The organism is Proteiniborus sp. (genome assembly GCF_040308045.1).
GTDB lineage: Bacteria > Bacillota > Clostridia > Tissierellales > Proteiniboraceae > Proteiniborus.
Genome location: NZ_JAWRHZ010000008.1, coordinates 12,725 through 35,378 on the forward strand (window position 1 = coordinate 12,725; position 22,654 = coordinate 35,378).

Annotated in this window: 22 protein-coding genes and 2 riboswitches; all 22 genes read right to left on the reverse strand. The window is 32.6% G+C overall.

Annotation, left to right across the window (positions count from 1 at the left end):
• Positions 1-195: 195 nt before the first annotated feature.
• Positions 196-1,380 (reverse strand): glycine/sarcosine/betaine reductase complex component C subunit alpha, encoded by a 1,185-nt coding sequence (gene grdD, locus ABV008_RS01040; protein WP_352417960.1) that lies wholly within the window; start codon positions 1,378-1,380, stop codon positions 196-198.
• Positions 1,381-1,391: 11 nt separating this feature from the next.
• Positions 1,392-2,930 carry a glycine/sarcosine/betaine reductase complex component C subunit beta gene (gene grdC / locus ABV008_RS01045; protein ID WP_352417961.1) on the reverse strand — a complete coding sequence of 513 codons (1,539 nt, stop codon included), beginning with the start codon at positions 2,928-2,930 and terminating at the stop codon, positions 1,392-1,394.
• 173 nt (positions 2,931-3,103) lie between these two features.
• Positions 3,104-4,414, reverse strand: a complete 1,311-nt coding sequence (gene grdB, locus ABV008_RS01050; protein WP_352417962.1) for a glycine reductase complex selenoprotein B — start codon at positions 4,412-4,414, stop codon at positions 3,104-3,106.
• A 43-nt stretch (positions 4,415-4,457) separates the two neighbouring features.
• Positions 4,458-4,934, reverse strand: a complete 477-nt coding sequence (gene grdA, locus ABV008_RS01055; RefSeq protein WP_352418006.1) for a glycine/sarcosine/betaine reductase complex selenoprotein A — start codon at positions 4,932-4,934, stop codon at positions 4,458-4,460.
• A 43-nt stretch (positions 4,935-4,977) separates the two neighbouring features.
• Positions 4,978-6,264 carry a glycine/sarcosine/betaine reductase component B subunit gene (locus tag ABV008_RS01060; protein WP_352417963.1) on the reverse strand — a complete coding sequence of 429 codons (1,287 nt, stop codon included), beginning with the start codon at positions 6,262-6,264 and terminating at the stop codon, positions 4,978-4,980.
• Between the two features lie 118 nt (positions 6,265-6,382).
• The gene (gene trxA, locus ABV008_RS01065) at positions 6,383-6,700 is read right to left on the reverse strand and encodes a thioredoxin TrxA (RefSeq protein WP_352417964.1); all 318 of its coding nucleotides are present in this window, start codon (positions 6,698-6,700) and stop codon (positions 6,383-6,385) included.
• A gap of 46 nt (positions 6,701-6,746) precedes the next feature.
• Positions 6,747-7,691: a thioredoxin-disulfide reductase gene (gene trxB, locus ABV008_RS01070; protein ID WP_352417965.1), complete on the reverse strand. Its 945-nt coding sequence runs from the start codon at positions 7,689-7,691 to the stop codon at positions 6,747-6,749.
• Positions 7,692-7,819: 128 nt separating this feature from the next.
• Complete coding sequence (locus ABV008_RS01075; protein ID WP_352417966.1) at positions 7,820-8,197, reverse strand: GrdX family protein; 378 nt, start codon at positions 8,195-8,197, stop codon at positions 7,820-7,822.
• 69 nt (positions 8,198-8,266) lie between these two features.
• A riboswitch (glycine riboswitch) is annotated at positions 8,267-8,341 on the reverse strand.
• Between the two features lies 1 nt (position 8,342).
• Positions 8,343-8,444, reverse strand: a riboswitch (glycine riboswitch).
• A gap of 173 nt (positions 8,445-8,617) precedes the next feature.
• Positions 8,618-10,222, reverse strand: a complete 1,605-nt coding sequence (locus ABV008_RS01080; protein ID WP_352417967.1) for a Na/Pi cotransporter family protein — start codon at positions 10,220-10,222, stop codon at positions 8,618-8,620.
• Positions 10,223-10,373: 151 nt separating this feature from the next.
• Entirely contained in the window at positions 10,374-10,844 is a 471-nt protein-coding gene (trmL, locus tag ABV008_RS01085) for a tRNA (uridine(34)/cytosine(34)/5-carboxymethylaminomethyluridine(34)-2'-O)-methyltransferase TrmL (protein ID WP_352417968.1), read from the reverse strand.
• Between the two features lie 99 nt (positions 10,845-10,943).
• Positions 10,944-11,093: a hypothetical protein gene (locus tag ABV008_RS01090; RefSeq protein WP_352417969.1), complete on the reverse strand. Its 150-nt coding sequence runs from the start codon at positions 11,091-11,093 to the stop codon at positions 10,944-10,946.
• A 442-nt stretch (positions 11,094-11,535) separates the two neighbouring features.
• Positions 11,536-12,360 carry a Cof-type HAD-IIB family hydrolase gene (locus ABV008_RS01095; protein ID WP_352417970.1) on the reverse strand — a complete coding sequence of 275 codons (825 nt, stop codon included), beginning with the start codon at positions 12,358-12,360 and terminating at the stop codon, positions 11,536-11,538.
• A gap of 23 nt (positions 12,361-12,383) precedes the next feature.
• Positions 12,384-13,436 carry a FecCD family ABC transporter permease gene (locus ABV008_RS01100; RefSeq protein WP_352417971.1) on the reverse strand — a complete coding sequence of 351 codons (1,053 nt, stop codon included), beginning with the start codon at positions 13,434-13,436 and terminating at the stop codon, positions 12,384-12,386.
• 13 nt (positions 13,437-13,449) lie between these two features.
• The gene (locus ABV008_RS01105) at positions 13,450-14,415 is read right to left on the reverse strand and encodes an ABC transporter substrate-binding protein (RefSeq protein WP_352417972.1); all 966 of its coding nucleotides are present in this window, start codon (positions 14,413-14,415) and stop codon (positions 13,450-13,452) included.
• Positions 14,416-14,529: 114 nt separating this feature from the next.
• Entirely contained in the window at positions 14,530-15,864 is a 1,335-nt protein-coding gene (locus tag ABV008_RS01110) for a lipase family alpha/beta hydrolase (protein ID WP_352417973.1), read from the reverse strand.
• A gap of 148 nt (positions 15,865-16,012) precedes the next feature.
• Positions 16,013-16,561 (reverse strand): methylated-DNA--[protein]-cysteine S-methyltransferase, encoded by a 549-nt coding sequence (locus ABV008_RS01115; protein WP_352417974.1) that lies wholly within the window; start codon positions 16,559-16,561, stop codon positions 16,013-16,015.
• Positions 16,548-17,228 (reverse strand): DUF2225 domain-containing protein, encoded by a 681-nt coding sequence (locus tag ABV008_RS01120; protein ID WP_352417975.1) that lies wholly within the window; start codon positions 17,226-17,228, stop codon positions 16,548-16,550. Before ABV008_RS01120 ends, ABV008_RS01115 begins: the two co-directional genes overlap by 14 nt.
• A gap of 27 nt (positions 17,229-17,255) precedes the next feature.
• Positions 17,256-19,241 carry a cell division protein FtsA gene (locus ABV008_RS01125; RefSeq protein WP_352417976.1) on the reverse strand — a complete coding sequence of 662 codons (1,986 nt, stop codon included), beginning with the start codon at positions 19,239-19,241 and terminating at the stop codon, positions 17,256-17,258.
• A 114-nt stretch (positions 19,242-19,355) separates the two neighbouring features.
• Positions 19,356-20,006, reverse strand: a complete 651-nt coding sequence (gene nth, locus ABV008_RS01130; protein ID WP_352417977.1) for an endonuclease III — start codon at positions 20,004-20,006, stop codon at positions 19,356-19,358.
• Positions 20,007-20,023: 17 nt separating this feature from the next.
• On the reverse strand, positions 20,024-20,305 hold the full coding sequence (locus ABV008_RS01135) for a DUF503 domain-containing protein (RefSeq protein ID WP_352417978.1): 282 nt from the start codon (positions 20,303-20,305) through the stop codon (positions 20,024-20,026).
• A 147-nt stretch (positions 20,306-20,452) separates the two neighbouring features.
• The gene (locus tag ABV008_RS01140; protein WP_352417979.1) at positions 20,453-21,262 is read right to left on the reverse strand and encodes a nitroreductase family protein; all 810 of its coding nucleotides are present in this window, start codon (positions 21,260-21,262) and stop codon (positions 20,453-20,455) included.
• Positions 21,263-21,379: 117 nt separating this feature from the next.
• A complete protein-coding gene (locus ABV008_RS01145; RefSeq protein WP_352417980.1) occupies positions 21,380-22,567 on the reverse strand; it encodes a glycine C-acetyltransferase in 1,188 nt (395 codons plus the stop codon).
• Positions 22,568-22,654: the final 87 nt, after the last annotated feature.

Here is a 22,654-nt window from a genome sequence, read left to right on the forward strand (position 1 = left end):
TATATGCTTTCATTTCGTAGTTTTACCTACAGCAATATGCATATATACTATTTCTACATACATCAGGAAAACCCTTTTATAAAAGATGAAAAGTTAATAAATATTGCATGACATTAATCCATAGATTAATTTATATGTGCTTCATCATGATAAGGTATAAAACACAAAAAATCCGGACTAATGTCCGGATTTTTATTAACAAGGAGTAGATTCTCCAGCTATATATCCTGCTTTTGAAAGTACCTCAACTGCTTGATTTACTTTTGCTTCATTAACCATTACTATAGGTCCAGTACATCCCATTCCACTTTCAGCATATATGCCATTTTTCCAAAGTGCAATAACAGCATCTTCTAATTCCATAATGTCTACGCCTGCAATTGAACCAGTAACTACTTCTTTAGCAGGAGCTACTACTTCTCCTTCATCTTTAGTACTTTCTTTTTTTGTATCCTTCTTTAAACCCTTTAGTATGTCATCAAATTTAGCTTTTTTTGCTTTAGAAAATTCATTTTTTGAAATACTCATAACTTTACCTTGTGCAAGGCTTGCAGCAAATTCGATTGCATTTGCTACAACAGGTACTCCTGATGCTCTTGATAGGATAAGGATAGTTCTTTCATAGTCTTCTCCTATTCCAGGGCCATATCCAAATCCCATAGCTTCATAGTCTCCACCTGTAGTATATGATGAGAACACCTTCATAAGAAGGTTTCCTGTCAATGAATCTGTTACCATTACATCTGGTGTACCAGTTAATAAGTCGTTTCCTCTCATTACTGAACCACCATCAGCTCTCATGGATTCAGCAAAGCTAAATTCATATCCATTCGATTTTAATTCATTTAATGCTCTTTCAACTTGTCTTACTCCATCTACATTTAAAAGTCCTACTGTTGGGTTATTTACTCCCATTGCTTTTGCAGTAATTATTCCATATAGAGCATTCTTTACCATTCCTTCAACTCTATGTGCAGATGATGTTCCTGTAGTTGTAGCTATGAACATCTCTTTACCTTTTCCAGGGGTTATTACCCTACCCACTGTAGATACTCCTAACGGGAAAGTATAGTGCATTGTTACTGCACTGTTAATTTCTCCACTATCCAAAAGTTCTTCCATTCTTTTGTGTTGCTCTTCTTCTGTATTGGCTTCATATATTTTAAGCTCTGTATCTACTTTTGGTCCAATTAAGACAACTTCCACATTAGAGTTTCTTTTTTGAGCTAATTCAGCTCCTCTTACAATGTTTTCTACTCCATGCTCGCTACCTAACACTGTAATACCGACTCTTACTTTTTGTCCAAATTGTCCAGTTTCTACAGCATCTGCTATATCATTAAATACTTTGCCTATTATGTTTTTAATATTATCTGACATTTATATCACCTCTAATTTCCTAATAGATGTGACGCGAATTCTCTCATAGCCTCTGCTACTAATTTCTTTACTTCTTCTTCTGAAACACCTTTGTCATCTTCAACTTTTCCACTATTCTTTTCTATAACTATAGAAACACCGTCAAATAAATTTGTCATACGGCCTAGGAATAAGCTTCCCTTTCCAACTATCATAGCTCTATTAATTTCACCATTTAACATAGCTTCTCTAGCAAATCCTATATAAGGAACTCCTGAAGGAATATGTCCTTGAGTTGGCGCCCATCCAGGTAAGCCATGCTTATCTCCAAATGTTGCTACATCTGCCCTTTCAAGTTCTCCCCTCTTAACTCCTAATGCAGCTATCATCTTGTAGTTTGCAGCTGGAACGTCTCCTGCTCCTGCTGGTTTAGTTATATCAGGATTTTGCATTTCTACTGAGTATTTATCTATGTCAGTAATCTTTAGGTTTCCTTTATCTAATGGTGTAGTAATAAGTGATGTTATAACGGCTTGTGGAGATGATCCAGTTCCTACAGTATGACGACCTACTAAGTCAGTTCTTAGTACTGGATTTATTCCGTCATTCTTACTTACTAATATTGCAAAACCTCCAACTGCATCTTCTAATATTGGTAGGCCTTTCTTAACGTGGTCCTTACCGTTCATACCTAATTTAGCTGAAGCTCCACCTGCTACCAATACTACGTTTTCGTATATTCCAGCTTGTACTAATGCTGATGCTTCAATTAGTGAGTGTGTTGGCGCCGCACAGAAACCTCTTGTGTCAGAACCTGTAGCATTTTGACAGCCTACTATCTCAGCTATAGATTTAGCGAAGTTACCTCCACCTCTTTGGTTCATGTCTCCACATGCTTCTTCTGAACATTCAATTACATATTCTATACTATTTGGATCTAAATCATTTTTATCTAATAGATTCATTAGTGCAAGAACACCTGAAGCTTTAACAACTAGATTTTCGAATATAGTATGTGCATTTAAATTTATATCTATTTCGTGAGCTCTTTTTACACAACCTACTAACTCGTTATTGCTGTAAATTGCTTCTGCATGATGTTCATCTACTAATTTCTTAATATCTTCTACTGATTCGCCTTCTTTGATTTTTGCTACTAGTTCTTCTCTCATTAATGGATGTTTAGCCAATTTCCCTTTAACATCTTCTGCAAAATTCTTTTCTAATTTAACAAGATCAAAAGCGTCACATATTTGCATAAGACCGATAAACTCGTCTTGAGGCATTATTTCCCCTAATTTGCCAAATCTATCAGCACCTTCTACTTTTTTATCATGCCAAGGTGCTTCATATTTAGCTAACTCTTGTGGAGTCATAGAACCGATATATGTTTGATTTGGTGGGTAGCTTATTACCTCTTCAAAGCTACGTAAATGCTTTGGAAGTTCTTTTAAATAATCAGAGTTAGGATTGATTACTCTTTCTGAAGTTTGTGTTGTACCATTGTGTATCACCATATCTGGTGTGTGAACTAGAATATATCCAGCACCTTTTACTACTGGGAATGTCATATACTTCACCTCCAAAATAATTGAAAAATACATAACTTATTAACTCGCAGCTGGCAGCTACAGACTATAATTAGTCCCTAACTGCGTTGCTATGGTTTTATAAAAGGGTGATAAACTTAATCACCCTTTTATAATATTTGCAGCTGCTAGCTGCGAATTGCAGCCAGCAAAGATTATTTGTCAAATACAGTTTGACCTTCTACTTCAGTTGTTAAAGCTTCTAGGGCTTTTTCAACTAGCTTTCTTCTTAGAGCTTTTTCCTCAGCCTTATCTAAACTTGGATTTCCAAGTGGATGAGGTATAGCTATAGTTGGAACTATTCTATTAGCACCTACTGTTAAGGATATAGGTACTACTGTACACATATGAACAACAGGAATACCTGCTCTTTCAACTTCTTTAACCATCGTTGCACCGCAACGTGTACAAGTACCTCAGGTAGATGTTAATATAACTGCATCCACCCCGTCAGCAACTAATTCTTTTGCAAATTCTGCTGCAAAAGCTTTAGCGCTAGCAACGGCAGTTCCATTACCAGTTGTTGTATAGAAGTATCTATGCAATTCTCCAATTTTGCCTTCCTTTTCCATGTCTCTAAGAACATCAACAGGAAGAACTCTATCAGCATCATTGTTTGCATATGTTGGGTCATATCCACCATGAGCTGTTTCATGAGTTGCTTCTGTTAAATCTTCTACTCCAGAGATATCATACTTGCCATATTTAGAAGCACTTGAAGATTCAATGTGATCTGGATTTCCTTTTGGAACTATTCCACCAGAAGTAACTAATGCAATTTTAGCTTTTGTAATATCTTTAACTGCTGGGTTTGGATCTACTCTATCAAAATTAGGCATTGGGAACTCAGTAACGAATTCTTCTCCCTTAAGTTTCTTAATGAGCATCTCAACAGCTCTTTCTGAGCCTCTTTTATCAGCAAAAACATTCTTTCTTATTCCTCTAGGCATATATCCTTCTTCAGCTGGTGAACCTATTTCTTCACCTTTAGCTAATTTAAGAGCTAGTCTTGCCATATCTTTAACTGCTGGTCTCATACCTGCAGCATTGTTTTTTGTTTCAACGATATATACACTTTTCTTGAACATATCAGCTCCAGGATTTTCAATGTACATACCAGTTAAAACAGGGATTCCTAGTTCGTGTTTAACAGCATCAGTAATTGTTCCACATGCAACACCATATCTACCTGCGTTAAAAGCTGGTCCAGCAATGAATAAATCAGGGTTGTATTTTTTAATCATACCAATTACTTCTGCCTTTGCTTCTTCTAGATTTTCGTTAAAGTAAGAGTCTCCACAAATAATTGTTGCAACTATTTCAGCTTCGTCACCAAGACTTGCAGATAACGCTAAACCTGGTCCAACTATTTCTTCTCTTACTTCTGGTCTATGGTCAGCTTTTTCTTCTCCACCTATTCCGGCAAAAAACTGATTTATATAATGAACAACTTTAATTTTACTCATTAGTTTCCCCCCTCTCGTATTTTTGGGTAATTTAGATTATTAATTAATCATTAAATTTACAATACTCATTTCTTATTGAGCTAACTTCATTGATTATATCATCAACATCAAGAACCATTTCCATCATACCAATTTGCTCATCATATACATCTGCATCAAATTCGTCTTTAACTTCTGGTTCTACAACGTGATATACTCTAAGTCCTAACTGGACTCCTGCTAATGGACCTGCAAAAGTTGGATCTCCTGCTGTAACTGTTTCTGCTGCTAAACCAGCAGCTTCACCTTCAGCAGCACCTAAAAGAACAACTATGTTCTCTGCACCGTGCTTTTCAGTTAAATCCTTAACTCTTTGTTGATTTTCTAGGTCCATAGCGCCTGCAGCCGTTCAGACAAAACACTCTGTAGATGCGAAAACTACTTCTGCGCCTGTATTTTTAAGGCATTCTTCTACCGCTGGAGCTGGTATACCGTCTCTATCGCCTATTACGATAACTTTTTTGCCATCAAATAGTCCCATCATCACACTTCCTCTCTTTATTTTATTTATACATTATTTTCTATTAGAATCCTCTTGCTGTTAGCTTATTGAAACCAAGTTCATTTGTTGCACCTGTAATAGCTTGAAGCTCTACTACTATTGAACCATCCTTCTCTAAGCTTCCGTCAAATCCACCAGCAATTGTGTTTACTGGCTCAAGATATCCAATAACTTTGTCTAATGCTGGTAATTCTATTACTTCATTGGCATTTCCACCTGTAACAACTGCATCTGCTAGTGGATCAGCATCTGCTAATGATTGAGATGCTCCATCTCTACCTGCATATTCGTCAGTAACAATTACAGTCTTAACGCCTTTTTTCTCAATTTTCTTACAGTTCATTATTAAGTCTGTATCAGGGTTACCAAATCCTTCTTGTGATATGACAACACCGTCTACTCCTAGGTATTCTGCTAATTTTGCAGCCCAATTTGATGATCTTTCTTTATCTGCTAAATAAACATTCTCATTTGTAATAATTACTCCAACAAAATTCAATTCCTTTCCATGCTTATCAAATAAGTCATGAACAACTGGATTGTTTTGATGATGATAAGTTGTGTTTTTATCACAAGCAGAAACACAGTTACCACTTATGATGGAACCATCTAATAACTCTGTTGGGTAAATTAGTGTTGGTAATGTTTGTTTTGCATCAACACCATAAACATAAGTGTCATGCATCAATCCTTGACTTTGAAGCATTTGAACATATGCTACTTTTGGAAGTTCTGGATATTTTTGAATCCCTTGTAGTAAAGGTAAAGTTTCATAAACTTTAACTTCGTTTGGTTCTACATCTTTTCCAGCTTCTCCTAGGTATGTAGCTGCTTTTAATCCAGCCATTCTAACAGTTCTTTCATGATCATGTTGTTTTAATCCATCTTTTGGTTGAATAACTAAAACAACGTTGTTTGTTTTTGAGAATGGTGTATAGTCTGCACCAGGGCCAGTCATATCAATAATTCCTTCCTGGAATGCAACTACCTTACCTGTTGTAACAACTGCTGCACCTTTTAATACATGTGTTCTCCCTGTACCAACTGTATCAACTTTTGATAGTACTCCAGGGAAAATTCCACCAGGACCTTCAGCCTTAACTCTTGGCTCAATTACGTCCTTAACTGGTGTAATTCTAACACTTTCACCTGGTCTTGCCAACTCTACATCTACACTTTTAATATGATCGTCATCGCTTACTCTTGCAATAAGCTCTTCTTTGTTGACAAATAAAATACCATTTTCCACTTTTGTTTTGTCACCAAACTGTACATCTTTAATGATAATATTACCTATTTCTAGGCGCATAGAGTTCACCTCCCCTTAATATTTCACTTGCATAGCATGTTTTTATTGTAACCCTAAACAATAGGTTTTATAACCCCCTGCTTAGGTTTGTTACCTAAGTAATAATGAATATTTTTTATTATATATATTTTTGAATCATGGCCTCTACATTTGCTGGTGTAGCATCATCTTTTACTAATTCATCAATTTTTTGGCCATCTTTGTAAATTGCAATAACTGGTAATCCTAATATTTTTTGTGAAATTGCAAGTCTTCTAGCTTTACCTGTATCTAAGCTAGTGAACTTCATTTTTCCATCGTATTTTTCTGCAAGTTCATGAACATGTGGCATTAATGCTTTACATGGTTCACAACCCTCACTCCAGAAATCTACTAAAACATGTCCTTCTGCCTTAAGCACTTCTTGTTCAAAAGTTTCCTTATCAACTGCTAACATGAAAATCCCTCCTAAATTATTTGTTTTTTATTTAAAAGTTTTGATTTTACTCTTCAAAAGCGCTTTCAATGTATTTCTCCGCTTGAGTAGCAGCAATTGCACCATCTGCTGTTGCGGTGACTACTTGTCTTAAAGATTTTACTCTACAATCTCCAGCTGCAAATACCCCTGGTATATTAGTCTTCATGTTGTCATCTGTTATTATATAGCCATTTTGCATTTCCACCATTCCATCAAATAGTGAAGTTACTGGATCATATCCTACGAAAACAAATACTCCAAATGTACCATCATCTTCATCTGCAACTATTTCTGTAACTTCTCCAGTTACTCTATTTTCAAGTACCATTGACTCTAATATACCTTCGCCTTTTACTTCTTTAACTACTGAATTCCAAATAAAGTGCATTTTTTCATTTTTAAATGCTTTTTCTTGAATTGATTTAGCTGCTCTTAGCTCATCTCTTCTATGAACTATAGTAACTTTTCTAGCAAATTTAGTTAAGTACATTGCTTCTTCAACAGCTGAATCTCCACCACCAATTACATAAACTTCTAAATCAGTAAAGAAATCAGCATCGCAAGTTGCACAATATGAAACACCTTTACCTGTAAGTTCTTTTTCTCCTGGGCAACCCATTAGTCTTGGTTTTGCACCTGTTGCTATTATTATTGATTTAGCATGGTATTCACCTTTAGCACCCTTGATTACTTTAATCTTATCTTGTAATTGAACTTCTTTTACTTCGTCTAACACTCTTTCTGCACCAAATTCATCTGCTTGCTCTACCATTCTTGCAATCAAAGACGGTCCTGAAGCATTTTCAACTGATCCTGGATAGTTAGCCACTTCTTCAGTTGTAACTATTTGTCCACCAGCTTTTTCTCTTTCTAGTATTAATGTTTTCATTTTTGCTCTTGCTGCATATAATCCTGCTGCTAAACCTGCAGGACCTGAACCAATTATTATTGTATCGTATAAGTTTGCCATCTTAATCACTCCTTAAATTTGTAGTAATAATATACCCATTAACTTTTATAGTTAACATTCTAGGGTTATCAGTAAAAATACATTTTTTCAACTAGAATTTACCCAGATTTGTCAAATATTATGCAAGACTAAATTATGTTATTTAGTACATTTTCTATTAAGGATAAATCTACAGTTTGAAAATCAAAAAGCGCAACATCATTCCAATTTGGGATTGGTCTGTTTGCCATAAATTTTCTAGTAGTAGTTATGGCACTTTCTATAAGTGACAGAGAATCCATGTCTAATTGGTTTTTTTCTTTTGAAATAATAATAGTCCTATATGGAGTTTCATTAGGCTTAATACTGCCCGCCAAGGGATGTGATAAAAGCTTATATCCCATATGAATTTTGTCTCTAACGATTTCTAAGATTCCTATGTAGTCCTTGTTGTGAAGTTCTATTTCATATGTAGGAGCAAACTTCTCTTTAATTAATGGATTGTTTGTTATTATTACTTTTTTCATAAGCCTCACCCCTCCCAATATTTAAAGACAAAAAAACAGAATAGAAGTTTACATTATTATGTGCCCCTCTACTCTGTTCTAAACCTGAGAGATTCTTCTTTTTTCAAAGAATTGCTCCTTCGGTGCCATAGGCTTTCCAGAGAACTGTCCAAATACGGTCCTTTTGCCTGAGAGCTTCTCCATAAATGGCAAATTTATGACTTACTCCTTCGGCGCCAATACAATTGGTCTCTTCCGCATTTTTCATTCAGTTTCATTTTAAGTATTATATTGTTAAATAAAAATCAATCTTGGTGTTTAACCATATTATAATATATAAATAATTCGTATACAATACCTTTTTTTATTTTTTCACAACAAAATTTCTTAAATATCTTTAACATTTGTTATATTTCTACAAACAAGTATATTGTTTTTTTATTATTTAAGTGCATCTAAAATATACATCGCAATATTAGATGAGTGGTCTGATATTCTTTCTAGATTACTAATAAGATCCAAGAAAATAATTCCTGAGCTTGGTTCACATGATTGAGTATTTAACCTTTCAATATGTCTTTCTCTATAATCTTTTTCCATTATATCTACTTCTGCTTCCAAACTGATTACTTCATTCGCAATTTTGGGATCTGCATTCTTAAAAGCTAGTAATGATTTGCTAAATATATCTTCTACCTTATCAAACATTATATGCAATTCGTCAAGAGCTGCGTCAGTAAACCAAAGCTTATTATCTATTCTGCTTTGGGATAATTCCGCTATGTTCTCAGCATGGTCTCCAACACGTTCTATATCATTAATAGCATGGAACAATGTAGTTACAGTAGCATGCTGCTCATCTGTAAGGGGTGCATTAGAAAGTTGAATTAAATATTTAGTTATCTCTTTTTCGATAAAATTAATATTTTTTTCTTCCTCAAAAACCTTTTGGATCAATTTTTCATCTTTTGTGTAAAATGATTCAATAGATGTTCGTAGATTTTCTCTAACTGTTTTCCCCATTCTAAGTACTTCTTTACTAGCCTGACCTACGGCTATAGAAGGAGTTTCAATAATTCTTGTGTCTAAGTATTTTAATCCAAGAACTTCGCCTTCTTCTTCTCCCTTAATTAATTTTTTAGCAGCTAGCACTAATAATCCTGCAAATGGGAACTGTATTACTACGTTTATTAAATTGAATAATGTATGAGCATTTGCTATTTGTCTTTGAATATCATTTGGTGAAAACTTCATAACTAAAGCCTCTACAGGACCCTGTAATACAATGATAAACAACATAGTACCTACAACATTAAAAAGAAAATGCATAAGTGCAGCTCTTTTAGCAGTTTTGTTAGCTCCAATACTTGAGATAAGTGCTGTTGTTGTAGTTCCTATATTATCTCCAAAAAGAATAGGTAATGCTATATCTATAGTTATAAGTCCTTGACTAGCAAGTGCAAGCAATAATCCTATGGAAGCACTGCTGCTTTGCACTAAGGTAGTTAATCCAAATCCTACTAGAATACCTAATACAGGGTTCTTAAGACTAATAAGTATGTTCTTAAAAGCTTCAGATTGCCCTAAGGGTTTCAAATGACTTCCCATAAAATCCATTCCGATAAAGAGAATACCAAAGCCAATAAGTATCTCAGCTATTTCTTTATTCTTTTTCTTAGATGAAAACAACCAAATGGCAACACCTATAGCTACTACAACAGGTGCGTAGTCACTTAATTTAAATGCTATAAGTTGTGCAGTTATTGTAGTTCCTACATTGGCACCCATGATTACTCCAACTGCTTGGTTTAAGTTCATTAGCCCAGCATTTACAAAACCAATAACCATAACAGTTGTAGCACTACTACTTTGAACAACCATTGTAACTACAGTACCTACAATTACACCCATTAACCTATTGCTGGTTAGCACTTCTATAAGTCTTTTTAGCTTTTCTCCGGCAGCTTTTTGAAGGCCTGTCCCCATAAGGTTCATTCCATAAAGGAATAGTCCAAGACCACCTAATACGCCAAAAACAATCTCCATAATAATCCTCCTATTTTCAAAATATTCATTTGATAATAGCTAATGAATTAATAATATAGCATAAATTTTGCTCTTATATTTAATAATTTACTTAAACTCTAATATAAGAAAATTTTTATTTTGTTTATAACCAGAATGTATCTTATGTTTTTTAGATAAGTTCTGGAAAATTAAGTTGTCTTAGAACTTCATATACTATAATTGCAACAGAATTTGAAAGGTTTAAAGATCTTGCCCTCTCATCCTTAACCATGGGTATTCGCATAGTCTTTTCTGGATATTTAGAAAGAATCTCCTTAGGTAGTCCTGCAGTTTCCTTTCCAAACAGTAAAAAAGCTCCTTCTTCAAAAGTAAAATCAGTATAACTTTGCCGGCCTTTTGTTGTTGCAAAATAAAATTTACTAATATCATTTTTTTGGAAAAATTCTTCTAGATTCTCATAAACATGTAAATCTAAAAGGCTCCAATAGTCAAGTCCTGCTCTTTTTACATGCTTGTCGTCTATAGAAAATCCTAGCGGTTTAACGAGATGAAGTGAAGAACCTGTTGCAGCGCAAGTTCTTGCAATGTTGCCTGTATTCTGTGGGATTTCTGGTTCAACTAGAACAACATTTAGTGACATTATTCAGCCCCCCATTTAAAAAGTTAACAAATTATAAGGTATTTATACCAACCTTTTAAATTCTACTCGTCTTTTCAAACAAAGTCAATTATAAAGTTACTAAATTTGTTCTTTTACATCAATATCCAGCATTAGTTTCATTTTCATTTTTTCTTCAAAGCTTTCATAATCAATTATTGTTATATTTTGGGCAAAACATGAATATTTAATACCATTCCCTTCAATTATGCAATGACTTAACACATCCATTGAAACTCCATTTTCATAAAAGCTTATACATGAGTTTCCAATTATAAGTTTTGCTAAATCAAAAATAGCTTTCTTTACATTTTTATCAATTTTAACAACAGGAATACCATTACTAAATCTTAAATAAATAAGTTTTATTAGTTCATCTGAAATATTAAGTATTATCTGTCCTGATATTGTACCTAATAAGCTTACTATTACGGATACCCCGTCATGAAAGCTAGTTTCAGAGGTTTTATAAGCATTCTCAACTAAATCTATATCAACAAACTGCTTAAAAATTTCCTTTATATTCTTATCAAATATTTCAGCTATTCCCAGACTTGATATTTTTATCCCCCCAAGTAAAATTATAACACACTATTCAATAAAAAAAAGATTCTAAGAGATACTTCTTAGAATCTATTATTGTTAATAATTCAATTATTTATTCTTAATTTATTTAACTAAGTACTACTTCTTCAATTACCTTTGCAACTCCATCTTTATCATTAGTGTCTGTTATTACATCAGCCATTTTTTTTACTTCATTTTCTCCATTTCCCATAGCTACAGAAAGACCAGCAAATTTAAACATAGAAGCATCGTTATAATTATCTCCAATTGCAATTACTTGTCCTTTCCTAATGTTCATTATTTGGCAAAGGTGGTTTAGCCCGCTACCTTTAGATATTCCTCTATTCATTATTTCAATATTATTGCTCCAAGAACTTACTATCTCAATATTTTTATTTTGGCTAATTTTCTTTCTAAATTTATTTAATTTTACAATATCATCATCAATGACAACCATCTTATATATATTTATATTATTACTTTCTATTTTTTCAGGCAAATCGGAAGATAAGTTTATGTTAATCCTATCTTCAGGTGCTTGGTTTTCATTCCACTTATAGTATTTCATTGAAGTATGTCTCAATTCTTTTGTATAGAAGTTATAATCATCGTATAGATGATAATACATCCCATCTTCCTCAGCAGCTTTTACTAAAGATTTGCAATCTTCATTTCTTATGAAATCTTCAAATAAGATATTACCACTATCTAAATCACGTATATACGCTCCATTGCATGCAATAATAGGCGTTTTTAACCCTAATATTCTAGCGTAGTATTTAGCAGATACAAATACCCTACCTGTAGTAATTACTACATGTATGCCCTTATCTGATGCATCTTTAATAGCAGCTTTATTTCTTTCGGATACTTCGTTGTCACTATTTAATAGAGTTCCATCCATATCTATGGCAATTAATCTATATTTCATATTTTTCACCTGCTTATTCCATATTATATGCTTCTCTTAGATTTTCTTAAAAGATATATAAAAAATGGTCCACCGAAAAGAGCTGTGATTATCCCAACGGGTATTTCAGTTGGTGAAATAATTGTCCTTGCCAATGTATCGGCAAATATCATAAATATACCACCTACTAGCATGGAAGTAGGAATAAGTATCCTATGATCAGGCCCTACTATTAATCTCACTATATGTGGAACAATAAGGCCAACAAAGCCAATTATTCCACTAACTGATACTGCAATTGATATAATAAACGAACATATAATCAATATAATTATTTTTGTCTTTTCAACGTCAACACCTAAGTTTTGTGCTGATTCTTCTCCTAGTAGCATAATATTTAAATCTTTTGAAAAAAAGTTCAAGATAACCATAGATAATATCATAGGTATAGATATTGATACTAGGTGCTCCCAACCTTTCCCCGAAAAACTACCTAATGTCCAATAAATTATTTTAGTCATATCTTTTGTATAGATTACCATTAGAAAAGATAGTATGGCTGTCAAAAATTGTCCTACAGCAATTCCTGACAAGAGTAAAATAGTAATTGGAACCTTATTTTTCACTTTGGAAATCCAATAAACTAAAAAAGTGCTAAGAATTGCTCCAAAAAATGCTCCCATGGAAATGGAAGTCATCCCTAAGGCTGTCCAAGTTATGTTAAAGATTATTACTAACCCTGCTCCTAAAGCTGCCCCTGAAGATATTCCAATAACATATGGGTCTGCCATAGGGTTTTTAAACATACCTTGAAATACAGCTCCTACACCCGCTAATGCAGCACCAACAATTACTCCAATAAGAACCCTAGGGATTCTAATATTTAGGATAATAGTAATATAGGATTGTGGAATATCTGAAATACTAACTTTTTCTCCAATTAAAGGTATTGTAGAAAGAACAATTTTCAAAGTATCCGTAGCCTTGATATTTGCTGAACCTATGGTTGAAAACACTATAATACTAAAAACTAGAGCAATTATAGTAACTATAACAATAAAGCTCCATTTTTGCTTTTTTATCGTTTTGGTTTCCATCTTAAGCCCTTCTTTATTTCTTCTCAAAAAGCTCTGGATATATACTCTTAGCTACTATTTCAAGTCCATCAACTATTCTTGGACCAGGTATTGATATTAGAGGATCTAACATATATATCCTATCGTTTTTGATTGCATTTATCTCACTAAATCCTGGTCTTGATTTTACTGATTCGATAGTCTTAGTCTCAAGATCTTTGGACATTAAATAGACATCAGGATTTCTTTCTATAAGCTGTTCTAAATCGAACTGAGCATATGGTCCTTCTGCATCACTTGCTATATTTTCACCACCAGATAATCTTATTAGTTCATCTATAAATGAACCAGGACCTGCAGCTTGTAACGGCTCATCCCAAATTTCAAAAAACACTTTTGCTTTTTCTTCTACTTTACTTACCTTGTTAGTTATATAATCCCTTTTACTCATCATATCAACTGTCACAGACTTTGCTTGTATCATAGTGTTTGTAATTTTCCCAATTTCCTCTATAAGATTAATAACAGAGTCTATAGATTCTGGCTCATAACTAAGTAAGGCTATACCAGCATTTCTTATTTTATTATTTACGTCCTCTTTGCCAGGACCATATTGAATAACTAAATCTGGATTTAGCTCTAGTATTTTTTCTATATTTACATTAAATGCATCTCCAACTTTTTCTTTTGCATTAGCTTCCTCTGGGTAGATACAGTACGTAGATACCCCTACTACTTCATTATCTAAACCTAATGCAAAAAGAATTTCTGTATGACTTGGAGCAAGAGATATAATTTTCGTTGGTTGTTTTTCGATGGTTACTTTATTTCCGAACCCATCCTCTACTTCCATTGGGTAAATTTGGCTACTTTCTTCTGATGTTATAGGATTCTCCTCTTTGTTTGGGCTTTCCTCTTTTGGTGTACATCCAGTTATCAAAGTAAAGAACATTAATAGTACCAAAACTATGGAAGTTAGTTTCTTCATTATGCTTTTCATCGTTTTTCTCCTCCTGTTATATAGTAATTACCTTTATTATATGATACATCTAAATAATAGCAAAACCAATATTTTAATTCAAGACATAATGTTCATCAATGACTTACTCTACATCTATATGAGATTTGTTCCATAAAGATTTATAGTGGCATTCTTACTATTATAACTTTTTCTGATCATTTCAATCTCACCATTTTTTTTAGCAAAAAATACTAGAACTTCATAAGCCTGTTCTTTTTCTGAATTTAATTTAAGTTCAATTTTTTCTTTTTCTTTTGAGCTTATCATAATCCAATTTAAATTATCACCTATTCTTCTTGTAATAAGGTTTCTAATATTAGTGTTGCCCATTACGTTTACGGTAATTTCTGAGTTGGCATATTTAATCCCTGCATTTGAAACATTTCTCAATATAATGCTATATATATAACTTGGCTTTACTTCTCTTTTTTGTTCTTTTTTATGAGATGTTGGACATTTAAGTATTGAAGCTAATATATCTTTTGATTTCGCTAACATATCCCCATGATTTGAATTCATGTAATAATTTTTGCTATATATTGTAGCTTCTGCACTACCTATGGTTATGGTTCCATCTCCATATGGCATTGATATAGAATATACTGGTTTTCCGTCAATCCACTTATCCATTCTCTTTTCATTTTTACTTACACAAATTATATCTGTTGTCTCAAATCCAATTCCTATTATATGATATGGTTTTATTCCTCTATTAAATAATAAATGGTTAGTCTTGTTAAGTTGATTTAAATGCCTGTTTACAGATTCCATCTGTGTAATAGGTACTGGCTTTTTAATTCCTGTATTATCATCATAGAACAAATAATCTCCATAATCAAAGCTAGGAAGTAATTCTTCTACTACTGGAAATAACTTTCTTAGAATATTTATATCATCTACTGAACCATGTAGAAATCTATATATCCAAAAAAAACCTATTTTTAATAATTGATAGAGTACATTTTTTTCTAGTTTGTCATAAGGCACCTGTCCTCCACTCCAAAAATAATAAGCATTTACTGCACCTAAGTTTGGAGTTCCCATCATTATAAGGTTTCTCACATCATTATTATAGGATTGACCTTGAACATAAGTGCGAGCAACTATGCCCCCTAAGCTATGCCCTATAATATCTACTTTATTTCCCATAGAAGTTCTCTTAGCAACTTCTATTTTTGGTATCAAATACTTTTGTGTATTATATTCGCAGCCCTTTCTCCAATCATAAAAAGCTACGAATAGGTTCTCCTCTTCCTTATAGCCTAATTCCTTTAGATTATCTATTATGGGTCTATATACTTGTTCTGCCATGCCAAAACTGAAATCTCCTGTTCCTAATAAAATATCATCGCCAAGGGAACCAAAAAGACCTGGTATTAGTATAATAGGTAATTTTTTTGAAATTGCACTTTTATTATAATAATACATTTATATCCCGCCTTTAAAATATTTTATTACATAATATGTGGGATATATTCTTAAGTGTAATAAAAAAACCTGACAATTTTGGTATCAGGTTCTACAACTTGTAAATTCACTTCACTAAATATTTCTATTATTTGTTAGCAACTGTTTATCAAGCAACAAAATATAATTTTTTTCCGTTTCGTTCTTTTTCAATAATGTTTAGTCCTTCAAGCTTTAATAGTTTTACTTTAGTTTCTATTCCTCCACCATAACCTACTAATTCACCACTGCTTCCAATAACTCTGTGGCAAGGAACTACTATAGATACAGGGTTTCTGTTGTTAGCCATTCCAACTGCTCTAAAACCCTTGCTTCTTCCAACAGCAATGGCAATATCTTTGTAAGATTTTACTTCTCCATATGGTATTTTAAGTAATTCTTTCCAAACTTTCATTTGAAAATCTGTACCTTTTAAGTCTAAGGGTAATTCAAATTTCTCGAGTTTTTTTTCTAAATATAAATTTATTTGCTTATTATAATCAGATGCTTCATTTTGACACTCAACTATATGTCCATAATCCTTCTTAAGATCATTAATAAATTGGTCTTTGCTTGTGAAAAACTCTAGCCTAGCTAGTCCTTTACTTGTAAACCCTATCCACAAATTCCCTATATCAGTTTGCATACTTTCATAATAAATTTTTCTATAATTCCTCATCCTCTTTCTCCTTTGCCAAAAGCCATTGTTCTCGAGTTATCTTTTCTATTCTTGGATTAGTTTTTATTAATGGATTTGATATTGTCTTCCCAAACCATAGTATTGCATCTTTTTTTCTTCCTAATCTTCTATGAAGTTCTCCAATTAAATACCCTAGCGTTATTTCATCCATTGATGAAGCTGACAAGTTTTCTGTATAAAATGACTGTTCAAAAAGTTCTACTGCATTTTGTAAAAAGCGTATTTCGTCATTACTTTCCTCTTCTCTAAAAAACCAAGCTATTTTTAATGCAATATTACCCAATTCATATTTCTTTAAATCTAATAATTGCCCACAATAAAGTGCCAACATATAACACTGAATTGCGTCATCATTAGTTCTAGGTCCAGAGTATTCTCTTTCTTTCCATTTTGCTGTGACATTCTCTTTAATTATTTCTCTTTCAGAAAGTTTCACATTATTAAAATTACTCTCTAATGCAGCATATCCACATTTTGGGCAAACAAAAACGTAATATTTTATAGGATTTTCGCTTTTATAATGATTCATAAAATCACCATCTACCCTATCAATTCTAACTCTAGAAGTCCTCATTTTACTTGTAGTAAATTCATTAGTACATATAGGGCATTTTACCTTTTTGCTGTATAAAACATCTACCTCCATTGTCAAATCTCCCTTCATTTACTGTGATTATTTCTTCCAATAAACATCTAATATATCATTGTCTTTTAACTCTTGAGTAAATTCTGCCTTAGTTCCATTTATATTTAAAATAAGTTCGCCTTGAGGCTTAGTTAAGTCGATATCTATGTAATTAAAAATGTCAACAAATATAAAGCTTGTCTTATTGTGTTGTATTTCTATCTCATCTCCATTTATGAATAAATTTAAGGTTTTATAACCTCTTTGCACTTCACTTGTAGCTATTGATTCAGCTAAAGATTTTATTTCAATAATGTCATCACTTTTTAATCTATAATCTTTGCTAAGGGCTATTCCATTTTTATAGGCTAAATATGTATCATTATTTATATCTAATAAATCGAAAATTTCACTGATAAGCCTTATCTCATCTGTCTCTATTGTATCGCCATGGTTAATTCTAATATTATTTGATACTGGTACTTGATTTACCTTAACTTCTGAAATTAGCTTAATGTATTTATTGTTAACAACTACTCTTTTCTCTAAATCAATACAATCAGATAAATTAATAACTGCTTTTTTACCTTGGGTAGCTTCAACCACCTTTACATTATCACCATTATTAAGCTTGGACTCTAGACTAGCTAGTTGTCCATTAACATAAATCCTAGCAGGTTCTCCAGCCTGTCCAAAAATTCTTTTCAGTTCTCCATTTAAATAGTAAGTTGTCTCTTCTCCTCTTCTAGGTATTAACCTCCTTGGATTAAATCCTGCAAATGCAAGGGCATCTGTAACCTTCATTATTTTTGTATTAAAAAGTTTTATTTTCTGGTCATTAACCTTTATTTCTATAAAATCCTTATACATATTATTTAATGCAAAAAAACCTATACCTATTGGTGTAATTGCATCAGGTCCATTTAATTGCTCAGGAACATCAATAACATTTTCAATAATACTAGTATTTCTCATTACTACTCTTTCTTTTTGTAACCCTAGACTTTCTGCAATATATTCATTGAGTCTAGGTAATTGACTCCCTCCTCCTATTAAAAATACTGCACTAGGAGCTTTCTCATTAAATTCTAGAATTTTAGCTGTAATTTCTCTTGCAATAGTTTTTATTGTAGTATCTATTCTGTCTAATATGTCATCAGTTTTTATTTCATGCTCCATTCCTACAATATCAGTAAACTTTTGTATTTCTTTAGAATTCAAACTAATTTTTAGTTTTTCTGCTGCATCGAAATCCAGAAGATATGTCTTAGCAATATTTTCTGTTACTTCATCACCAGCTATTGAAGCCATTGCATATGCAACAATAGTACCGTCTCTCGATATAGCAATATCAGAAGTTCCTGCTCCTATATCAACGAGTGCTATATTTAAAAGCCTTAAACTTTTTTTCACTGCAATATTCATAGCAGCAATTGGCTCTAGAGTTAGATTTATTACTTCAAGGCCAACTCTATCCATTACTGTATAAAGGCTATCTACTACTGAATATGGTAAAAATGTTGCAAGAACGTCAGCTCCAATTTTATTTCCCCTGTGTCCTTCTAAGTTCTCCATAAAATTGCCATCTAAATAATAGTTTATTACTGTATAACCAACACAATAGTATCTAGTATCTTCATCTTTTGTATTCTCATCCAAGGAATTTTGTGCTAATTGAATGGATTCCATTTCTAGACTTTCAACTAACCTAGCATCTATTTCTATACTTGAATCTATTTCTCTTTCAATCATTGTTCTATAGGTTTTAAGTGCCCTTCCTGCTGCAGCAATAGCTACCTTATCTAATTCAATATTTAGTTTTTGTTCGAGTCTTTCTTTGACTCTTTTAACAATACTTGCCACACTGCTAATATCATGTATCTGCCCATCGTACATATTTCTCTTTTCATGTTCTATTATTTCACTTGCTAAAATCTTTAAATTATTATCTTGTAATTCTCCTACTACTCCGATAACTGTTCTTGTTCCAATATCTAGAGAGAATACAATTTGGTTCTTATTAATTATATCCATAGGTTGAGATTCCACCTTCTATACAATTTATAATGCTATTAAGCTATTCTCCATTTATACTTTTTTTCCTTTTTATTTGCCAAATTTCTGTTTATTATTCTAAACAATCTTAAATTATTTATCCACATTTTCTTTATAATATAAACAGTAATCTGTTAAAGGACAAATATCACATAATGGCTTTCTAGCTTTACATATTCTTCTTCCGTGAAATATTAAAAGATGATGAGCTTTAGACCACTGATTTTCCTTAATATTTTTCATTAAGTCTTCTTCAGTATCATGAACATTCTCACTACTAGCTAAACCTATTCTATTTGAAACTCTAAATACATGAGTATCTACAGCAATGGCATTTTGTCCAAAGGCATTGCTCAGTACAACATTAGCTGTTTTCCTTCCTACTCCAGGTAGCTTCATTAGTTCTTCCCTACTTGAAGGGACATTAGATTCATATTCATTAACCAGTATCTCACAAAGTTTTAAGATATTTTTGCTTTTTGTCCTATAAAAACCAATACTTCTTATCTTCTCTCCTAGTTGCTCTTCTGTTAGCTTTAAAAAATCCTTTGGGGTCTTATATTTTTTAAACAATTCTTCTGTAACAATATTCACTCTTTTATCTGTGCTCTGTGCTGATAAAATTGTTGCTATTAAAAGTTCAAACGCATTATTATGCTTGAGCTCACAAGCTGCATCTGGATAAGTTGCATCTAGTATATCAAGCACTTCAATTATTTTCTTCTCATTTAATGAGCTTTCCATAGTATCACCTTTCCTTCTTATAGTATCTCTATTTGGTGTTCTATTATTTCTACTCTCCCATCACCTTCAATAAACTTTAATACATTTGAAATAATCTGATTAGCATGTGTAGAATCATTTGTGACACATGCAAAACCGATTTGAGAGCTTCTCCATGTATCATTTAAGTCAACCTCTGCAATAGATACGTTAAACCTAGATTGTATTTTTCCTATTATACTTTTTATAACATGTCTCTTATCTTTTAAAGAGTTTGACTCATATATCATAAGTTCTATTGAACAGATACCAACTATCATATTTCCACCTCATTTTTAGCGACACTTTTATAATAAACAACTCAAAAATATATAAAAGTCACACTATATTTTATTTTATCACTATTATAACAAAAAACCCTACTACTTTAGTATCAAAGTCAGTAGGGCTTCTATATGGAACTTTTTTTAAATTTCAAAATATCCTATAGCCTTGTATTCCTCAGGCATAATATACTTATTAATATCTGAAACATCTAACATCCATTTACCATTTATGCCTTCCTCATGTGCAACTTTTTCAAAATATAACATAACAATACCTGCATCTAGGTGCTGTGATTTATCTTTATCTACAATAGTTAGTATTATTTTGTTATCATCTAAAATAAATCTCCACGGTTGTTGATTTCCCCAAGAGGGAGCCAACCTTGCATAATAAATAATATTTGAAATTCCTCTTGTCTCTAGCATTTCAGTAGTACATATTTTACCCCACTGTTTATTAAATACTAATTCTTCTATCCCAAGTCTTCCACTTTTTGGAGAAGTATCTGTTTTGAACAATCCTTTGTATTGGTAGCCTATAGCTATCAATGCAACTGGAGTAAAATCTTTATGTATTTGTAAAGTCTCTAATAATTCTATTTCGTTTTCTATGGTTAACCAGCAGGTTCCTAATCCAACATTCCATGCTTTTAACCGGATTTTCTCCATGACATATGCACTGTTTTCTATATAACCTTCAAACTTCTTCGATGATATTAAAAAGTAATGAGGAGCCTCTATCATCTTACCATAGTAGCCTGCTTTCCCTGATAAGTCATTATAAAACTTCTCTCCAGCTTTGATAAATCTAATGTCTATATCATTTCTTATTCCAGCTAATAAAGCCTCGCCAGCTTCCATAATTATTTCATCAATTATGTATTCAGGTACTTCTTCTTTTTTAAAATCTCTTATAGTCCTTATGTCTTCAATTAACTTAGTAAACTTCATAGTATCCCCCTCAATCAAAAATTTTATTATTAACTATGTATTTATCTTATAGATATCCATTTATAATAGATTGAATCACTATAAAAAAGATGCAGGATATCCTGCATCTTTTTACTACTAAAGTATATACATTTCTTTTCCAACTTTTTCAAAAGCTGCTACTGCTCTATCTAATTGCTCTTCTGTATGTCCAGCTGTAACCATGCATCTTAGTCTTCCAGTTCCTCTAGGTACAGTAGGAAATACAATGCCCGATACAAATACACCATTTTCAAATAGCTTTCTACTAAATTCCATAGTTTTTGCTTCGTCGCCTATTATTACTGGAGTTATTGGTGTTTCACTATGTCCTGTGTTAAATCCTAGAGCTCCAAGTTTTTGTTTAAAGTATTTTGCATTTTCCCAAAGTCTATCTGTATATTCTGTAGTCTCCATTAACATAGTAATAGCCTCAATAATAGCTCCTGCTGATGCTGGTGTTAGTGAAGTACTAAATAATATTGGTCTTCCTCTATGATTTAGCCATTCTTGCATAGTTTTACTACCTGCAACATATCCGCCTACTACGCCTATTGCTTTTGAAAGAGTTCCTATAGAGAAGTCAACCCTACCATGAAGTCCAAAATGGTCAACAGTTCCTCTACCACTTTCTCCCAAAACCCCTGAGCCATGGGCATCATCAACATAAGTCATAGCTTCATATTTCTCTGCTAATTCTACTATTTCTGGGAGCTTTGCTATGTCTCCATCCATACTGAATACACCATCTGTAATAATAAGTATATTTCTATATTTATCTCTACTCTCTTTTAATACCTTCTCTAAACTGTCCATATCTGCATGCTTATAGATAGCCTTATCTGCTCTACTTAATCTTGAGCCATCAATAATACTAGCGTGATTCAATTCATCAGAAATAATAATGTCACCTTTTTCTGTAACAGCTTGTATTGTACCAGCATTACAATTGAAGCCTGATTGGAATACCATTGCTGCTTCTTCTCTTTTGAATTTAGCTAGTAGCTCTTCTAATTCCTCATGAATAGTCATATTGCCTATAATTGTTCTTACTGCACCTGCTCCTGCACCATATTTTTCTATTGCTTCTATTGATGCTTTTTTTAGTCTAGGATGATTTGCAAACCCTAAATAATTGTTTGATGAAAGGTTAATTACTTTCTTTCCATTTAATATAACCTCTGCTTCGTTTGCCCCTTCAAGTACAGGTAGCTTTCTGTAAACACCCTGATCTTTTAGTTCTTGAATTTTTTCTTTCAAAAATACTAAATCATGAATATTACTCATCTTACACCCTCCCTAGTTTTTATAATTTTAGAAATAGACTTAGTTTGGAATTACAATAAAATTATATATTACAATTACTACAAAAAA

Bases quoted from the DNA above. Each gene is read 5' to 3' on its own strand.
- grdD (WP_352417960.1), bottom strand. From the start codon at position 1,380: ATGTCAGATAATATTAAAAACATAATAGGCAAAGTATTTAATGATATA.
- grdC (WP_352417961.1), bottom strand. From the start codon at position 2,930: ATGACATTCCCAGTAGTAAAAGGTGCTGGATATATTCTAGTTCACACA.
- ABV008_RS01060 (WP_352417963.1), bottom strand. From the start codon at position 6,264: ATGCGCCTAGAAATAGGTAATATTATCATTAAAGATGTACAGTTTGGT.
- trxA (WP_352417964.1), bottom strand. From the start codon at position 6,700: ATGTTAGCAGTTGATAAGGAAACTTTTGAACAAGAAGTGCTTAAGGCA.
- trxB (WP_352417965.1), bottom strand. From the start codon at position 7,691: ATGGCAAACTTATACGATACAATAATAATTGGTTCAGGTCCTGCAGGT.
- ABV008_RS01075 (WP_352417966.1), bottom strand. From the start codon at position 8,197: ATGAAAAAAGTAATAATAACAAACAATCCATTAATTAAAGAGAAGTTT.
- ABV008_RS01080 (WP_352417967.1), bottom strand. From the start codon at position 10,222: ATGGAGATTGTTTTTGGCGTATTAGGTGGTCTTGGACTATTCCTTTAT.
- trmL (WP_352417968.1), bottom strand. From the start codon at position 10,844: ATGTCACTAAATGTTGTTCTAGTTGAACCAGAAATCCCACAGAATACA.
- ABV008_RS01090 (WP_352417969.1), bottom strand. From the start codon at position 11,093: ATGGATGTGTTAAGTCATTGCATAATTGAAGGGAATGGTATTAAATAT.
- ABV008_RS01095 (WP_352417970.1), bottom strand. From the start codon at position 12,360: ATGAAATATAGATTAATTGCCATAGATATGGATGGAACTCTATTAAAT.
- ABV008_RS01100 (WP_352417971.1), bottom strand. From the start codon at position 13,436: ATGGAAACCAAAACGATAAAAAAGCAAAAATGGAGCTTTATTGTTATA.
- ABV008_RS01105 (WP_352417972.1), bottom strand. From the start codon at position 14,415: ATGAAAAGCATAATGAAGAAACTAACTTCCATAGTTTTGGTACTATTA.
- ABV008_RS01110 (WP_352417973.1), bottom strand. From the start codon at position 15,864: ATGTATTATTATAATAAAAGTGCAATTTCAAAAAAATTACCTATTATA.
- ABV008_RS01115 (WP_352417974.1), bottom strand. From the start codon at position 16,561: ATGAGGAATTATAGAAAAATTTATTATGAAAGTATGCAAACTGATATA.
- ABV008_RS01120 (WP_352417975.1), bottom strand. From the start codon at position 17,228: ATGGAGGTAGATGTTTTATACAGCAAAAAGGTAAAATGCCCTATATGT.
- ABV008_RS01125 (WP_352417976.1), bottom strand. From the start codon at position 19,241: ATGGATATAATTAATAAGAACCAAATTGTATTCTCTCTAGATATTGGA.
- nth (WP_352417977.1), bottom strand. From the start codon at position 20,006: ATGGAAAGCTCATTAAATGAGAAGAAAATAATTGAAGTGCTTGATATA.
- ABV008_RS01135 (WP_352417978.1), bottom strand. From the start codon at position 20,305: ATGATAGTTGGTATCTGTTCAATAGAACTTATGATATATGAGTCAAAC.
- ABV008_RS01140 (WP_352417979.1), bottom strand. From the start codon at position 21,262: ATGAAGTTTACTAAGTTAATTGAAGACATAAGGACTATAAGAGATTTT.
- ABV008_RS01145 (WP_352417980.1), bottom strand. From the start codon at position 22,567: ATGAGTAATATTCATGATTTAGTATTTTTGAAAGAAAAAATTCAAGAA.